The 15,030-nt window shown below is 57.0% G+C and carries 14 protein-coding genes; 11 read left to right on the top strand and 3 right to left on the bottom strand.

Translation table 11 applies throughout. From position 1 onward, the window contains the following. Positions 1-123 precede the first annotated feature (123 nt). Positions 124-1,194: a GNAT family N-acetyltransferase gene (locus tag CLV88_RS14680; protein ID WP_106609172.1), complete on the bottom strand. Its 1,071-nt coding sequence runs from the start codon at positions 1,192-1,194 to the stop codon at positions 124-126. 5 nt (positions 1,195-1,199) lie between these two features. Next, positions 1,200-2,402, bottom strand: a complete 1,203-nt coding sequence (locus CLV88_RS14675; protein ID WP_106609171.1) for a pyridoxal phosphate-dependent aminotransferase — start codon at positions 2,400-2,402, stop codon at positions 1,200-1,202. Between the two features lie 379 nt (positions 2,403-2,781). Here CLV88_RS14675 and CLV88_RS14670 point away from each other — a divergent pair, with 379 nt between their 5' ends. From CLV88_RS14670 to CLV88_RS14645, 6 genes are all read left to right on the top strand, one after another. Beyond that, positions 2,782-3,576 carry a GntR family transcriptional regulator gene (locus tag CLV88_RS14670; RefSeq protein WP_423827739.1) on the top strand — a complete coding sequence of 265 codons (795 nt, stop codon included), beginning with the start codon at positions 2,782-2,784 and terminating at the stop codon, positions 3,574-3,576. A 13-nt stretch (positions 3,577-3,589) separates the two neighbouring features. After that, positions 3,590-4,618 carry an SIS domain-containing protein gene (locus CLV88_RS14665; RefSeq protein ID WP_106609170.1) on the top strand — a complete coding sequence of 343 codons (1,029 nt, stop codon included), beginning with the start codon at positions 3,590-3,592 and terminating at the stop codon, positions 4,616-4,618. 98 nt (positions 4,619-4,716) lie between these two features. Then, positions 4,717-5,487, top strand: a complete 771-nt coding sequence (locus tag CLV88_RS14660) for a DeoR/GlpR family DNA-binding transcription regulator (protein WP_106609169.1) — start codon at positions 4,717-4,719, stop codon at positions 5,485-5,487. Between the two features lie 126 nt (positions 5,488-5,613). Next, positions 5,614-6,195 carry a TRAP transporter small permease gene (locus CLV88_RS14655; RefSeq protein WP_106609168.1) on the top strand — a complete coding sequence of 194 codons (582 nt, stop codon included), beginning with the start codon at positions 5,614-5,616 and terminating at the stop codon, positions 6,193-6,195. Then, the gene (locus CLV88_RS14650) at positions 6,195-7,691 is read left to right on the top strand and encodes a TRAP transporter large permease (RefSeq protein ID WP_106609167.1); all 1,497 of its coding nucleotides are present in this window, start codon (positions 6,195-6,197) and stop codon (positions 7,689-7,691) included. The genes CLV88_RS14655 and CLV88_RS14650 overlap by 1 nt, the downstream gene beginning before the upstream one ends. Positions 7,692-7,730: 39 nt before the next feature. Then, positions 7,731-8,789 (top strand): TRAP transporter substrate-binding protein, encoded by a 1,059-nt coding sequence (locus tag CLV88_RS14645; RefSeq protein WP_106609166.1) that lies wholly within the window; start codon positions 7,731-7,733, stop codon positions 8,787-8,789. Positions 8,790-8,843: 54 nt separating this feature from the next. Here CLV88_RS14645 and CLV88_RS14640 read toward each other — a convergent pair whose 3' ends face one another. Then, complete coding sequence (locus tag CLV88_RS14640) at positions 8,844-9,314, bottom strand: tetratricopeptide repeat protein (RefSeq protein WP_106609165.1); 471 nt, start codon at positions 9,312-9,314, stop codon at positions 8,844-8,846. 81 nt (positions 9,315-9,395) lie between these two features. Here CLV88_RS14640 and CLV88_RS14635 point away from each other — a divergent pair, with 81 nt between their 5' ends. The 5 genes from CLV88_RS14635 to CLV88_RS14615 are packed head-to-tail and all read left to right on the top strand — an operon-like array spanning position 9,396 to position 15,028. Further along, entirely contained in the window at positions 9,396-10,634 is a 1,239-nt protein-coding gene (locus CLV88_RS14635; protein WP_243403672.1) for a cytochrome-c peroxidase, read from the top strand. Further along, a complete protein-coding gene (locus CLV88_RS14630) occupies positions 10,634-11,536 on the top strand; it encodes a PfkB family carbohydrate kinase (protein WP_106609163.1) in 903 nt (300 codons plus the stop codon). The genes CLV88_RS14635 and CLV88_RS14630 overlap by 1 nt, the downstream gene beginning before the upstream one ends. After that, a complete protein-coding gene (locus tag CLV88_RS14625; protein WP_106609162.1) occupies positions 11,517-12,551 on the top strand; it encodes a tagatose 1,6-diphosphate aldolase in 1,035 nt (344 codons plus the stop codon). The genes CLV88_RS14630 and CLV88_RS14625 overlap by 20 nt, the downstream gene beginning before the upstream one ends. Then, a complete protein-coding gene (locus CLV88_RS14620; protein ID WP_106609161.1) occupies positions 12,552-13,934 on the top strand; it encodes an L-fucose/L-arabinose isomerase family protein in 1,383 nt (460 codons plus the stop codon). A gap of 5 nt (positions 13,935-13,939) precedes the next feature. After that, positions 13,940-15,028 (top strand): Gfo/Idh/MocA family protein, encoded by a 1,089-nt coding sequence (locus CLV88_RS14615; protein ID WP_106609160.1) that lies wholly within the window; start codon positions 13,940-13,942, stop codon positions 15,026-15,028. Positions 15,029-15,030 lie beyond the last annotated feature (2 nt).

Here is a 15,030-nt window from a genome sequence, read left to right as displayed (position 1 = left end):
CTGAACACAGGATACGCGCATTCGTTCGTGGAGTTGAAACAGAGATCTTGGAAACGAACTGTTTCCAAATCAATGACGTTTTTTTGAATTATTGTATCACAATTGGAAACAATGGTGCCTCTTTTAGACGCGGCCCTGTGATAAAGCGCGGGTCATTGCACGTTTGCCGAGTTCCGCTGAGCGGTTTGAGCCAAACCTGTTGAGTCCTTTTTGGGTGAGTTTGCGTATACCGCGCGCACTGCCGGGAATTGAAAGCGGGCGTTCCAAGCTGCCTTCGCACAACTGGCGCGACGCGTTTGAAAATTCTCTTTTGTACCGCTGCGTACCGCGCCCGAGGTCCACTTCGCTGAGCCCGCGCGCGTCTGCGTCTTCGGCGCAAAGCGCGAGGTGCACGAGGCCCGGAGAATATCGATTAAGCGAGGCGTCATAAGATGGCATCCACCAGTGCAGCGCCGCGTGTGAACGCATTCCGAAATGCGCCGCGATCAGGCGGTCCCCAGCGTAGAGCGTCGAAAACATGCCAGCAAAATCAGTTGTTTTTGTATCGCGGATGGTCTTGGCGACGTCCATGAGCCATGGCGTATCCAGAATAAACCGGGCGTTCTGTTCCGCTAATGCGGCCCGTTTCCATTCAAGAAAAATGTCCCACGCATCAGGGTCGGGGTCATGTGCCAGGAAACGCAGCTCGCCCAGTTCGCGGATCAGTTTACGTTTTTTGCGAGCGACGGTTTTGAGCGCGCTGGTTTCCTGCGCGCGGCCTTTATACCAGTTCTCATACCCGTCGCGCAGGTCGATGCGGGGCGAGTCTGACTGCCAGTATGCATTTTGCGCAAAGGTTGGCTGTGTTTGGAGCGCATGGTTGAAATCGTAGCTGGCAAGGCCGACAGATTTAAGGAAGGACGGGGTGTGAATGGGGGCGCCAGTTGGGCCGACGATCCCTTGGTAGTCGGAGATTTGCCCACCCAGCGGCGCGCCGCGCGCTCTGGACAGTTTGTGGAAGGCAAAGAAGCTTTTTGTCTGTTCGGAGTATTCTATAACCGCGACTTTGACGTCGCTGCGGTGTTTGGCAACAGCCTGTGCATAGCCAACAGAGAAGAATGGGCTGCACAGGTCGGGGTTTTGGAGCTGGTTCTGGCGCCATTGTTCGATGCTGTCTGCGTCGAGGTCCGGGACAGAGATGATATCGCAGCGCATCTTGGTTAGCGCAAGTCTTGGCAGAAGGCAGCAATGCGCTGGCACGCGTCCTTCAACAAAGCCTGCGACGTTGCAAAGCTGACCCTTATAAATGGCGAGGTACCGTAGGCAGACCCTGCGACGATCGCGACGCCGGTTTCCAGCAGCAATTGCATGGCAAAGTCGTCATCTGTTTCAATGCGAACACCACCGGGTGTTGATTTGCCGATAAGCGTCGAAATATCTGGGTAGGCATAGAACCCGCCATCGGGTGTTTGGCAAGACATGCCGTCAACTGAGGAGAGAAGGCCGACTGCGACATCGCGGTTGGACCGGTAAAGTTCGCGGTTGGTGACAAGGAACGATTGATCGCCTGTCAAAGCCTCAACAGCGGCCCATTGTGCGATTGAGCTGGGTGCGGATGTGGTTTGCGACTGGATTGTGCGCATGCCGGAAATTACAGAGTCGGGCCCGCCCGCGTAGCCGATGCGCCAGCCTGTCATTGCATAAGCCTTGGAGACGCCATTGCATGTCAGGGTGCGTGATTTCAGGCGCGGCTCGACCTGAGCCATCGTTACGAAAGGGGCATCGGTGTAGCAAAAATGCTCGTAAATATCGTCGCAGAGGATGGCCACGTGTTCGTGTTGCAGCAGGATTTCGGCCAGTGCCCTGAGCTCTTGCGCCGTGTAAATCGCGCCGGACGGGTTGTTTGGAGAATTCAGAATAACCCATTTTGTGCGTGGCGTGATTGCGCTGCTCAGCTGATCCGGGGTGAGTTTGAATTGGGTTTCGGGGCCAGTCGCAATCGGGACTGGAGTGGCCCCGCACAGGCGTGCAATGTCGGGGTAGCTGACCCAGCATGGTGTTGGAAAGAGCACCTCATCGCCGGGATCAAGCGTGGCCGCGAGCGCGTTGGAAATGACTTGTTTGACGCCCGCGCCCACAATAACCTCGGACGGATTATATGATAAATCGTTGTCCCGTATGAATTTTTCAATGATCGCGTGCTTGAGCGGCGGGATGCCGTCAACGGGTGTGTATTTGGTCTCGCCGTGTTCTAGCGCGCGCCATGCTGCGTCTTTGACAGGCTGCGGTGTATCCCAATGAGGTTGGCCCGAACTCAGCGAAATGATGTTTTGGCCGGACTGAGCCAGTTCTCGGGCCTTTTGTGCCATTTCCATTGAGGCGGGACGTTTAACACCGGCAAGCTTGCCTGCTTTGGAAATCATGTTTCTTGGCGTCCTGTGCGATCATCTTCAGCCTTCTGGATACTGTGCGAATTCACTGTTGTTCACAATGCTTGTGTGATTTTTCAGGATAAGCGTTTGAAAAAAATACATATATCGAGATTGTTATGGGTCTCTGGAGCACGATTGATGAGGTGGGGGGTGGGCTCCATCTAAGAATGGTGCGGTTCTTAAACCGGTCTTACGACCTATTTTCAGCGGTGAAATTGGACCATATTTTCCTTGATTGGTCTTGTTTTTTAATAATTGGTATTTATTGAATTCACATTGCTGAATAAAGGTATTGAAATGGTATTATTTTGCGCTTATTGGAGCAGTTACACATTGGTTCGATTGCGTGGCGCCGTACCGATTGGCGGCGATGGTGGTGGGCTACGAAGTAGTAGGAGGCGAGGTTGTGGATGTTGTCGACTTTCTGAAACCGGACGGCTGGTTGGGCCGTGGGGTGGGTGGACCGCGATACGTGCAGCTGCGCCATCGCCTAGTGGAGGGGATCGAAACGGGTGTTCTGCGCCCAAATTCCTCTCTGCCACCTGAGCGGGAACTGGTTGAAATCACAGGTCTGTCGCGGGTCACAGTCCGCAAGGCCATTCAGGAATTGGTGCGGCAGGGTGTCATTGAGCAGAGGCAGGGATCCGGTTCATTCGTGCGGGATGATGTTGTTCGGGTTGAACAATCGCTGTCTCACCTGACGTCATTTACCGAAGAGATGCGTGACCGTGGAATGCAAGCGCGGTCGACTTGGCTGGAGCGCGGTGTTTTTCGGCCAACCTTTGAAGAAGTGCAGGCGCTGGGGCTGGCCGAGGGCGAGCAAGTCTCACGGATTTGCCGATTGAGGGAAGCAGAAAAGCGTCCGATGGCGTTGGAATACGCCTCTCTACCGTATGACATCCTTCCCAATCCAGTTGAGGTGACCACCTCGCTTTATGATTTGCTTCACAAATCCGGGAACCACCCTGTGCGGGCCGTGCAAAAGATTTCTGCAATCAACCTGGAGGCAGAAGACGCGGAGCTGTTGCAGGTGGCTGAGGGGACAGCCGGGTTGAGAATTCTGCGCAGATCTTACCTTAGCAGCGGTCGTGTTATTGAACTGACCCGCTCCATTTTTCGCGGTGACGCCTACGATTTTGTGGCCGATCTGCGCTTGTCCACATGAAAGGCGGCTTGTTATGACACAGTCTGAATCCCAAATGAAACGAGAGATTTTGGAAATTCCCGAAGCGGTTGAACGTCTGTTGTCGCTGGGCGGTGCCAATATTGTTCAGGCCGCCGATGATGTCAGAGCCATTGATCCACCCTTTTTGATGTCTGTCGCGCGCGGGTCGTCGGACCATGCATGTACCTATCTGAAATACGCCAGTGAGCTGTTGTTGCAGCGGCCAATGGCATCGGTTGGGCCATCGGTGCAATCAATCTATGGCGTTAACCTGCGGTGCGATCGTTCGGTTTGTGTTTCGGTGTCGCAATCCGGTCAAAGCCCGGACATTGTGCAGATGACACGTTCGCTGGCGGAGGCGGGGAGCTATGCTGTGGCGATCACGAACAACGACGAGTCGCGACTGGCCAAAGTGTCAAACGCGACATTGCCGATCCATGCGGGGCCAGAGCTGAGCGTTGCGGCGACCAAAACCTTTGTCACGTCAATTATTGCCGGGCTTTGGTTTCTGGCGGAATGGAAGCACGATGAAGCGCTCAAAGCCGCGCTGTTTTCGCTTCCTGAGTTCCTGTCGCAAGCCACCAGTTGCGATTGGGGCACGGCGGCGGGCGCAATGGATGGAAGGCCGCTTTATACGCTGGGGCGGGGGCCGTCGTGGGCTATTTCGAACGAAGCCGCATTGAAGTTTAAGGAAACCTGTTTGATTCAGGCCGAAAGCTATTCTTCGGCTGAGGTGATGCATGGGCCGGTGTCCATTGTGGAGCAAGGATTTCCAGTGTTGATCTTTGCAGGTGCCGACGCTGCTGAAACTTCAGTTGCCGGTGTTGCCGACGAATTGGCGGCCAAGGGCGCGCAAGTTTTTGCGACCACGTCGCTGGTGAAGCAAGCCAACGTCCTGCCGCATGTTCGAACAGGGCATTGGTTGACGGACCCAATTGCAGCGATTGTTTCGTTTTATGGTATGGTTGACCAAGTCGCGGCAAACCGTGGCATAAACCCGGATGTGCCGCGCCATTTGAACAAAGTCACGGAAACGGTCTGAGCGAATCTGGTGCGTATGGCCCGAATCTGGCTAGTGCGACTTGCCATGTGCTTTCGTTTTTTGCTAAATACGAAAGTTAACTGGTGAAAGCGAAAGATATGCGACCGTCGAAAAATTCACAGTCTCGCCATGCAGCGATCCTGGCCCGGCTTAAGGAAAACGGGCGCGCGACTGTGGATGAATTGGCGGCGTTATTCGTGACCACGCCACAAACCATTCGTAAAGACCTGAGTTATCTCGCGGACGAAGGTCTGGTGATGCGCTTTCACGGTGGCGCATCTCTTTTGGCGGGCACGGAATACACCCGGTTTTCCGTGCGCCAACAGATCGCGAAAGATGAGAAAGAAACGATTGGTCGTGCGGTGGCCGAAATGGTACCGGATAACACTGCCGTTATGATCAACTCGGGCACGACGACGGCGGCCGTGGCGCGCCATCTTCAGGGGCACACTGGCTTGAAGATTGTGACGGATTCAGTGTCCGTGGCCAATGAAATAAGAGATTTTCCGGGTGTAGAAGTGATGGTTCCCGGTGGCGTGGTCCGAGCATCCGACGGTGCGATATTGGGTGAGGTGGCTGTGGATTTCATTCGTCAGTTCCGGTCCGATGTTGCCGTGATTGGCGCGGCAGCCATCGCGCAGGACGGTGCATTGCTGGACTATGACTTGCGCGAAGCATCGCTTGTTCGCGCGATTGTTGAGAACGCGCGCCACGTTATTCTGGCAGCGGACAGTTCGAAATATGACCGAATGGCCTCTGTCTGCATCGGGCATTTGTCGCAGGTGCGCACATTGGTGACAGATCGCCGGTGTCCGCAGGAATTGCGCGCGCTTTGTGTAGCCCACGGTGTTGGGTTGGTAGAGGCATAATGAGAAAGCGATGCGCATTTTCTTGACAGGTCGCTTCGACTTGTGCTTCTAATCGAAAATAACGAAATCAAAACGAACCATCATTGGTCACGCTGATCTGGTGCCTCCGGGGAGGAAGGTAATAGAATGGCTATTTTGAACGCCCTAGCGTGGGTGAACACGTGGATTTTGCGCGCCGGAAGGCTGGTGGGCTGGGTTGCCCTCGCCTTGATGGTTGTCGTGATTCTGACTCAGGTTTTTTGTCGCTATGTTTTGAACAGCGCCTTGCCGTGGCCGGATGAGGGCGCGCGGTTTCTGATGCTGTGGATGACGGGTTTGATGGCGCCGTCGGCGTATCGGTGGGGCGGGTTTGTCGCCATCGACATGCTTGGCTCAGCACTCCCGAGCCGGTTGGGCGCGATGCTGAACTTGGTTTTGCTGGTCATGTCGCTGGCCGTTCTGCTGATTGCGGTAAGCCACGGATACAATCACACGATGGGGTTTGGGGGCAACTTTAACAGCTCGTCTTTGGTGTTGCCGTTTGACTGGGTCGGGCTTGAGGCCATCAAAGTGAAGCTGCGCTATATGTATGGCTCGCTGTTCCTGTGTGTCCTTTTGCTGATCTCGGTGAATATCGAACTGTTGATGCGGACGGTGTTCCTGTTGATCAATCCGAATGCAACTTTGCCGGACGATGACAGCTTTGGCGTAGCGATGGAGGCCGACTGATGCTGGCTCTTTTCCTTCCGGTTTTCCTAGTCTTCCTGATGATCGGTCTGCCGGTTGTCTTTGCCTTGCTGTTTGCGCCTGGTGTGCTGCTGATGCTGAATGGGCAGGAACGCGATATCGCGCTGTTGTACCGCAATGTTTACAACGGGATGGACAGTTTCCCGCTAATGGCGTTGCCGTTTTTTGTACTGGCGGGTGAGCTGATGAACCGCGGCGGTATTACCACGCGGATTGTCGAGTTCAGCCAAGCCATGATGGGGCATTTGCGCGGCGGGCTGGCGCATGTGAACATTCTGAGTTCCATCCTGTTTGCCGGACTGTCCGGCTCTGCGGTGGCGGACACGTCGGCGCTTGGCTCGACGCTGATCCCGGCGATGGAGAAAAACGGTTACTCGCGGACCTTCGCGGCGGCGGTGACGGCGGCGAGCTCGGTGATCGGACCGATCATTCCGCCCTCTGGCATCATGATCATTTACGCCTATGTAATGGGCGAAAGCGTTGCCGCGCTGTTCCTGGCCGGAATTGTGCCGGGTGTGATGGTGGGTATTGGTCTGATGGTGATGGTGCGCCTGATGGCGGACAAATACGATCTGCCAAAGGCCGAACGGATTGTGCATCAAAATCAGACGATTACTCCGCTGGAAGCGAATGTCAGCTTTGCGTTGCTGCGGTTGAATTTTGCCGGGGTGCTGGTCGGTTTGTTTGCTGGTGTATCCGCCCTGCTGGGATTGGCCGGGGTGAATATCTCGGTCAATGGCTGGCTGGTGTTTCTTGTGTTCCTGCCGATTGCGCATCTTTTGCTAATGCGGTTGCGGACCAAGGTGAGCAACGATTTCAGGATCATCTGTAAAAAGGCGGTGGCGCCTTTGCAGACTCCGATCATCATTCTGGGCGGTATTCTGGTGGGTGTCTTTACCCCAACCGAAGCAAGTGCGGTCGCGGTGGCCTATGCGCTGGTGGTATCGTTCTTTATCTTGCGGTCTATGAAGCTGAGCGATTTGCCGGGCGCGCTGACACGGGCGGCGCTGGCGTCGTCGACGGTTCTGTTGCTGGTTGGGGCGGCTGTCGCCTTTAAAACGGTGGTGAGCTTGAGCCACGCGCCGGAGATCATGGCGGACTGGATTCTGGGGCTGTCTGAAAACCCGCTGATCCTGTTGTTTCTGATCAACATCCTGCTGTTTGTGGTCGGTATGTTCCTGGATGCGGGGCCGGCAATTATCATTCTGGGTCCAATCCTGGGTCCAATCTTTGTCGATCTGGGTGTGCACCCGGTTCACTTTGCGATCATTATGAGCGTGAACCTGACCGTAGGTCTGGCCACGCCGCCGATGGGGCTGGTGCTGTTTGTGGCCAGTTCAGTGTCTGGTGAAAAGGTCGAGGCGATCTCGAAGGCGATCCTGCCGTTCCTGATGGTCGAGGTGGTCGTGATCTTCCTGATCACCTATATCCCGGCGATTTCTATGACGATCCCGCGTCTGACGGGCTTTGTCCAATAAAAACAAAAGCTAAAACCAAGAGTTAACAAGGAGGAAAACATGTTCAAATCAACCATCAAGGCGCTTACGGCGGCTGCGATGCTGGCCGGTTCGGCCATTGCGGTGCAAGCGGCGGACTACACGATCCGGGCGACTGCGAACTCGAATGAAAACGACGAGGACTACGACGGTCTTGTTGTCTTCAAGAATTTTGTAGAAGCCGCATCGAACGGCGCGATTGAAGTTGAGCTGTTCATCGGTACACAGCTGTGCGCAAAGGGTGCGGAGTGTTTGCAAGGTGTGGCTGACGGCACCATCGATGTCTATATTTCGACTTCGGGCGGCGCATCGGGGATTTTCCCTTATGTTCAGGTGCTTGACCTGCCGTATCTGATGGCGAACGACCGCATTGCCGAAGAAGTGCTTGCCGGTGATTTCACCCGCAAGATGCGTGAAATGGCGCTGGAAGACAGCGGCGGGACAATTCGCCTGATGACCATTGGTAACACTGGCGGCTGGCGTAACTTTGCCAACACTAAACGCCGCGTTCAGTCGCCCAGCGACATGGAAGGGCTGAAGATCCGGACCGTGGTTGCAGACCTGCCCCAAGAGCTGGTGCGCGCACTGGGTGCATCGCCAACTCCGATCCCATGGCCTGAGCTGTTCACCAGCTTTCAGACTGGTGTTGTAGAAGGTTCCAAGAACGGTATCACCGACATCATGGGTATGAAATTCCCGGATGCTGGCCTGCAATATGTGACGCTGGACGGCCACGCCTATATGGGCGCGCTGTGGTGGATGAACAACGCCAAGTTCATGGATATGCCAGAAGATATGCGTCGCGTTGTTGTCGATGGGTTCTCGGCGTTGCAGCAGGCAACCTTCGCGTCGCCCAAGCGTAAGTCGATCCAAGCGTATGAAGATTTTGTCGCCGGTGGCGGTGATCTCTATGTGCCGACACCTGAAGAAAAGGCCGCGTTCAAAGAAGCTGCTGCGCCGGTATATGACTGGTTCAAAGGCAACATTGACGGCGGTGACGTGATCTTTGACGCGCTGGTATCTGCCGTAGCGGACGCCGAAGCCAGCATCAACGAAGGCATGGCGAAAGATCTGAACTGATCGTTCCTATGTGCAAGAAAAGGGAGGCGCCTGTGTGGGCGCCTCCGCCTCCGCTTAGCGAAACGGGTAAAGCCAGACCCGATAGTCGTCCACCAGAATATGGGCTTTTTCGATTTGTTCCTTGGTCATCTTTTTCACCACTTCCTCAAGGGAAATGGCCGCATCCGGATCGCCTCCGATCGCGGAGAGCGTGTACCACATGTAGGCTCTGACCAGATCCGGTGCGGGCATTCCGCGGCCGACCTCGTAATACCATCCAATACCAGATTGAGCGCCAGCGTGCCCCTTGAGAGAGGAGCGCAAGTACCACTCAAATGCGCGGATATCGTCGCGCGGGACACCCAGCCCCAGCGCGTACATCACGCCAATCAGTTCTTCGGCCTCGGCATTGCCGGACCGCGCCGCTGGCAGGAGTTCCTGCATCGCGGCCTCGTAATCCTGGGCATCCATAAGATCGCGCGCCGTTTCGATTTCGGCAAAGGCGGTCTGGGCAGTCAGCATCAGAACAAGGGCAAGTCGCTTCATTTTGGCTCCGTTGGTTTGATATTTTGCGCCGCGTTTGCGTGCGCGCCCGCGTATGGGAACCCGCTTCCGGCACCTTTGCAAGTGTCGGATTTTCTGGAGTTTGATCCAGCCAAGGCCAAGATCGGGCAGCTGTTGTTTTTTGACCCAATCCTGTCGGGTAATCGCAACATCGCCTGCGCGACCTGTCATCACCCCGAGCATGGCAGCGGGGACGGTTTGTCGCTGGGCATTGGCGAAGGTGGCATGGGGCTGGGCCCGGAGCGGACGCCGGGTCAAGGGAATACGCGTATTATCAAGCGCATTCCGCGCAATGCACCCGCGCTGTGGAATTTGGGTGCGCGTGACATTGATATTCTGTTTCACGACGGGCGCGTTTCGAAGTCTGCGATTTATGACAATGGGTTTGACACGCCAGCACAGGAATGGCTGCCCGAAGGGTTGGACAGCATTCTGGCCGTACAGGCGGTGTTTCCGATGACGTCGCAGTTTGAAATGGCGGGTGATCCAAAGGAAAATCAGGTCGCTGGCGCGGCCTATGATCGGATTGATGCGGTTTGGCCAATTATCGCCAAGCGGGTGCGGGTGATTCCGGAATATGCGGACATGTTTGTGGCAGCGTTTGAGGATGTGAACAAGCCGCTGGATATTTCGATAACCCATGTCGCCAATGCTTTGGCAGCGTTTCAGGGCAGTGAATTTCAGAGTTTCGACAGCCCGTTTGACGCCTATCTGAACGGTGATAAAGCAGCGCTGGACGGGGCGCAAAAGGCGGGCATGGACCTGTTTTTTGGCAAGGCGCAGTGCAGCGCTTGCCATTCCGGTAAGTTGTTGTCAGATCAAAGTTTTCATGCGCTGATGTTGCCGCATTTTGGACCCGGCAAAACACGCCAGTGGGATCCGATTGTGCGCGATGTGGGGCGCATGGGGGCATCGGACCGTTTAGAGGATGCGTATCGGTTCAGGACGCCGCAATTGCGTAACGTCGCGCTGACTGGGCCGTATGGGCACAACGGAGCTTATGCGACGTTGGAAGGGATCGTGCGCCACCACCTCGATGCACGAGCTGCGTTTGAGGCTTGGGATGCGAGCATGGCGGTTCTGCCAGAGGTTCCATGGTTGTCGGCAGCAGATTTGCTTTCGATGCAGGACAAGCGCGAGCGCGCGCGGCTGGGTGCGGTATCCGATATTGAACCGGTTTCGTTGAGTGATGCGGAAGTGGCCCAGATCGTGGCCTTTCTTCATGCGCTAACCGGGACAGAGTCGGTCAAGGGGCGGTTGGGGCGGCCTGATCAGGTGCCAAGCGGACTTGAGGTGCCCTGATGAGCAAAGTTTTGTGTGTCGGCGCTGCAGTGGTCGATTTTCTGTTCTATTTACCGGAATTGCCTGAGCGGGCCGAAAAATTCGGGACCGAGGACGCGGCGATCGTTGGCGGCGGGTGCGCGGCAAACGCGGCGGTGGCCGTGGCACGGCTGGGCGGTCATGCGATCCTTGGCGCACGATTGGGGCAGGACTTGATTGGCGACATGGTGCTGGACGGGTTGAGCAAGGACGGAGTTGACGTGTCCAACGTGACCCGCACACCCGGTGCGCGCAGTTCGTATTCATCGGTTTATGTGGATGCGGCCGGCGAGCGGCAGATTGTGAACTTCCGTGGTCAGGGGCTTGTGCTGGCCACGGATTGGTTCGCTGGGATTGAAGGGCTGGGCGCGGTTTTAACGGATACCCGGCGCGTTTCGGCGGCGCGGGATGCGCTTCAGTTTGCACGTGAGTGCGGGGTGCCGGGTGTGCTGGACGGTGAAGCGCCGATTGATCCCGAATTGCTGAACCATGCCAGCCATGCTGCGTTATCCATGCAGGGCCTGAAGGATCTGGTGCCGGGTATGACGCCCGAGGCGGCCCTGTTGCAGATCTGCGAACGCTATGGGTGCTGGGTCTGTGTGACCGACGGTGAACATGGCGTTTGGTACGCGGATGGTGGTGACATCGTGCATGTACCGGCATTTCAGGTCGAACCAATTGACACATTAGGTGCCGGAGACATCTGGCACGGGGCGCTGGCGCTGGGGTTGGCCGAAGGGCTGACCGAGCGGCGCGCCATTGAATTTGCGAATGCAGCGGCGGCGTTGAAATGCCTGAAACCCGGTGGTCGGGAAGGTGCGCCAACGCGCGAAGAAACAGACGAATTCCTGAAGGAGAGAACCCATGACACTGACACCCGGTAAGCTTTGGGGGTTGCGCCGTATGGCCGACGAGAACGGTCTGTTTAAAATGACAGCCGTAGATCAACGCCCGCCGATCAAGGGCCCGATCGCCAAGCATCTGGGCGTGGAGCAGGCCCCTTGGGAGGAGGTTGCACGGTTCAAGGGACTGTTGATCGAGACATTGCAGGCGCAAAGCACGGCGATGCTCTTGGACCCGCATTATGCGATACCCCATAGCGTTGACGTATTGTCCCCGACAAAGGGGCTGATTGTGACGCTGGAAGACAGCCTGTTCAGCGAAACGCCAGAGGGGCGATTGTCGTCTGATATCGACGAGTGGTCCGTTGCCAAGATCAAGCGCATGGGCGGTGACGCGGTCAAGGTGCTGGCATGGTATCGTCCGGATGCGGGGGACGCGGTCAATCAGGCACAGAAGGATTATGTCAAGAGGATTGGCGAAGAATGCGCCCGCTATGACGTTCCATTCCTGTTTGAATTGCTGGTCTATCCATTGGCGGCGGATGCGCACCAGACCAAGGAATATGTGGAGATGAAGGGCAAGAAGGCGGACGATGTTCTGGCCTCGGTCGAGGAGTTTGCTAAGCCGGAATACGGTGTTGACGTCTTTAAGCTGGAAAGCCCGGTGAATGCCGCAGATGCGGATGGTTCGGCAGAGGTTCAGCAGGTGTTTGACGAGATGGGGCGGCTTGCCGGGCGGCCTTGGGTGATGTTGAGCGCAGGTGCAGGCAAGCCAGAGTTCCGCAAAGTTCTGGAACATGCCTTTGCCGCCGGTGCGTCAGGCTTTTTGGCGGGGCGGGCGATTTGGCTGGATGCGTTTGGCGCCTACCCGGATTGGGATGCCATTCGGCGTGAACTTGAGGGGCCGTCGGCGGAGTACATGGCCGATATCTCGGCGTTGGCGGATGCAAGCGCGGCCAATTGGGCGGAACATGCGTGTTATGGTGCCGGTGGTGCGCGGTTTGCGCCCGGGGATGCGAGTTTTCGCCACGAATATGGCGATTTTGGAGACCACTGAATGAAACTTGGAATACTGCCATTGGCGCGGCCGACATTTGATGTGGCCTATGCTGAAAGCAAGTTGGCGGCGATGCTCGCGGTGTTGGACGCGAGCGGGCACGAATTGTGCGGGCCGCGCGTGTTGTTGATGGATGACGAAGCAGCAGGAGCGGCGATTGACACGTTGCAGCAGGGACATGTCGACGCGGTTCTGGTGTTGCAGGTGACGTTTACGGATGCGTCTTTTGTGGTTTCGGTGGCCAATGCGTTTGAACAGGCGCTGCATATTTGGGCCGTTCCCGAACCGAGGCTCGGCGGGCGGCTGCGGCTGAACGCCTTTTGCGGGCTGAACCTCGCCAGCCATGCCTTGCGGCGCAACGGGCGCGACTTTGGCTGGCTCTATGCCGATCCAGAGGCGGATGTTTCTCGCGATGTGCAGGATTTGTTGACAGGTGCGCGTGGCGCAGGCCACGCGGTGGCAGCAGCGCGCCCGGAGGCGACCGACGCAGGGCGCGCGGTAGCAGAGGCCGTCAAAGGCAACCGGATTGCGCGCATTGGTGCCCATCCGGTTGGCTTTGACACATGCGCCTATGATGCAAATGCGATCCGGGATCTGGCGCAGGTCGGGGTTGATGCGATTGAGCTGGACGACCTGTTTGATAAGGCGCGCAACGCATCTGATGAGCGGGCGCGGGCGTTGAGAAATGAGGCGGATCAGGTGCTGAGCGGGTTGGAAGACGTGGATCAGGCGCAGCTGGATCGGTCTTTGCGGCTTAAGGCGGGGTTGGACACGCTGCGCGCTGAAGGGGCATATGATGCTTTTGCCATTCGGTGCTGGCCTGAGACGTTTACCGAATATGGCGGCGCGGTGTGCGGACCGGCGGGGATGTTGGGCGAGGCGCGCGTGCCCTGTGCCTGCGAAGCTGACGTTTACGGGGCGCTGACCCAGTTGATCCTGATGCAGGCCGCTGATGCCCCGGTGTTTTTGACGGATATCGTGGACATGGATGCAGAGGACGACACAGGGGTCGTTTGGCATTGCGGACAGGCGCCCATGTCGATGCGTGACCCGGCGTTTGAGGCTGAAGCGACGGTTCACACCAATCGCAAACAGCCATTGCTGTTTCAGTTTCCTCTGAAACCGGGCACCGTGACCATGATGCGGATCAGCCAGGCGGATGGCGTACCATCGATGGTGCTGGCCAAAGGAGAGATGCAGGCGCGGCCAATGGCATTCACCGGCACCTCGGGTGTTTTGAAATTCACGCGACCCACTGGCGAAGTGCTGGACCGGATGATCGAGTGCGGTTTGGAGCATCACATGGCGCTGGCCTATGGCGACCATATTGACACGTTGCGCGGGGTGGCGGGTGCCATGAACCTGCCGGTTTTGGAGCTTTGAGCGGAATGACAGTGCGATATGGCATCATCGGTTCCGGGATGATGGGGCAAGAACACATTCGTAACCTCAACCTGCTGGAGGGGTGCGAAGTCACGGCCGTGGCCGACCCGAATGAGGGGATGCGCGCCGCGTCGATTGAAACTGCGGGCGGGGCAACGGGGTTCGCCGATTACAAGGATATGCTGTCGGCGGGCGTGTGTGATGCGGTGTTAATTGGCGCGCCAAATGACACGCACCACTCCATTATGCTGGATCTGTTGGAAACTAACCTGCCCATCCTGTGCGAAAAACCATTGTGCACCACGTCTGCGGATTGCCGCGAAGTTTTGGCCAAGGCCGATGGCCGTGCCGCACCCGTATGGGTGGCGATGGAGTACCGTTACATGCCACCCGTACAACGGCTTTTGCAGGAGGTGCAGAGCGGCACAGTGGGCGCGCCGCGCATGATGTCGATCCGGGAACACCGCTTTCCATTTCTGGAAAAGGTTGGCGACTGGAACCGGTTTTCAAAACGTACCGGGGGCACTTTGGTTGAAAAATGCTGCCATTTCTGGGACTTGATGCGCCTGACGCTCGAGAGCAATCCGGTGCGGGTGTTTGCCAGCGCGGGTGTGGATGTGAATCATCTGGACGAGCGCTACGAGGGGCGCGTGCCGGACATTATCGACAACGCCTATGTGGTTGTCGATTTTGAGAACGGGACACGCGGAATGCTTGATCTGTGCATGTTTGCCGAAGGGTCTTATTGGCAAGAGGTGGTGTCGGTTACAGGGGCGGCGGCGCGGGTTGACGCCAAGGTGCCGGGGCCAGCGCGATTCACAGTGGACGGGGCCGAGCGTGCCTCGGAAATCGAGATTTCACACCGCGCCAGCAAGGACGTGATCCGCGAAGAGATCGAGGTCGATCATTCCATCCTGTCGGCGGGCGATCACCACGGATCGACCTATTTCCAACACGCGAAATTCCGCGATCTGGTGAACCAAGGTCACGGCACACCCGAAGTGACGCTGTTGGACGGGTTGTGGTCAGTGATCGTGGGCGAGGCTGCCGAAGAAAGCGCGCGTTGCGGGCAGGCCATTGACGTGAAGGTGTAAAG

The organism is Shimia abyssi (assembly GCF_003014475.1).
Classification (GTDB): Bacteria; Pseudomonadota; Alphaproteobacteria; order Rhodobacterales; family Rhodobacteraceae; genus Shimia; species Shimia abyssi.
This window is presented reverse-complemented; position numbering and strand designations above follow the sequence as displayed.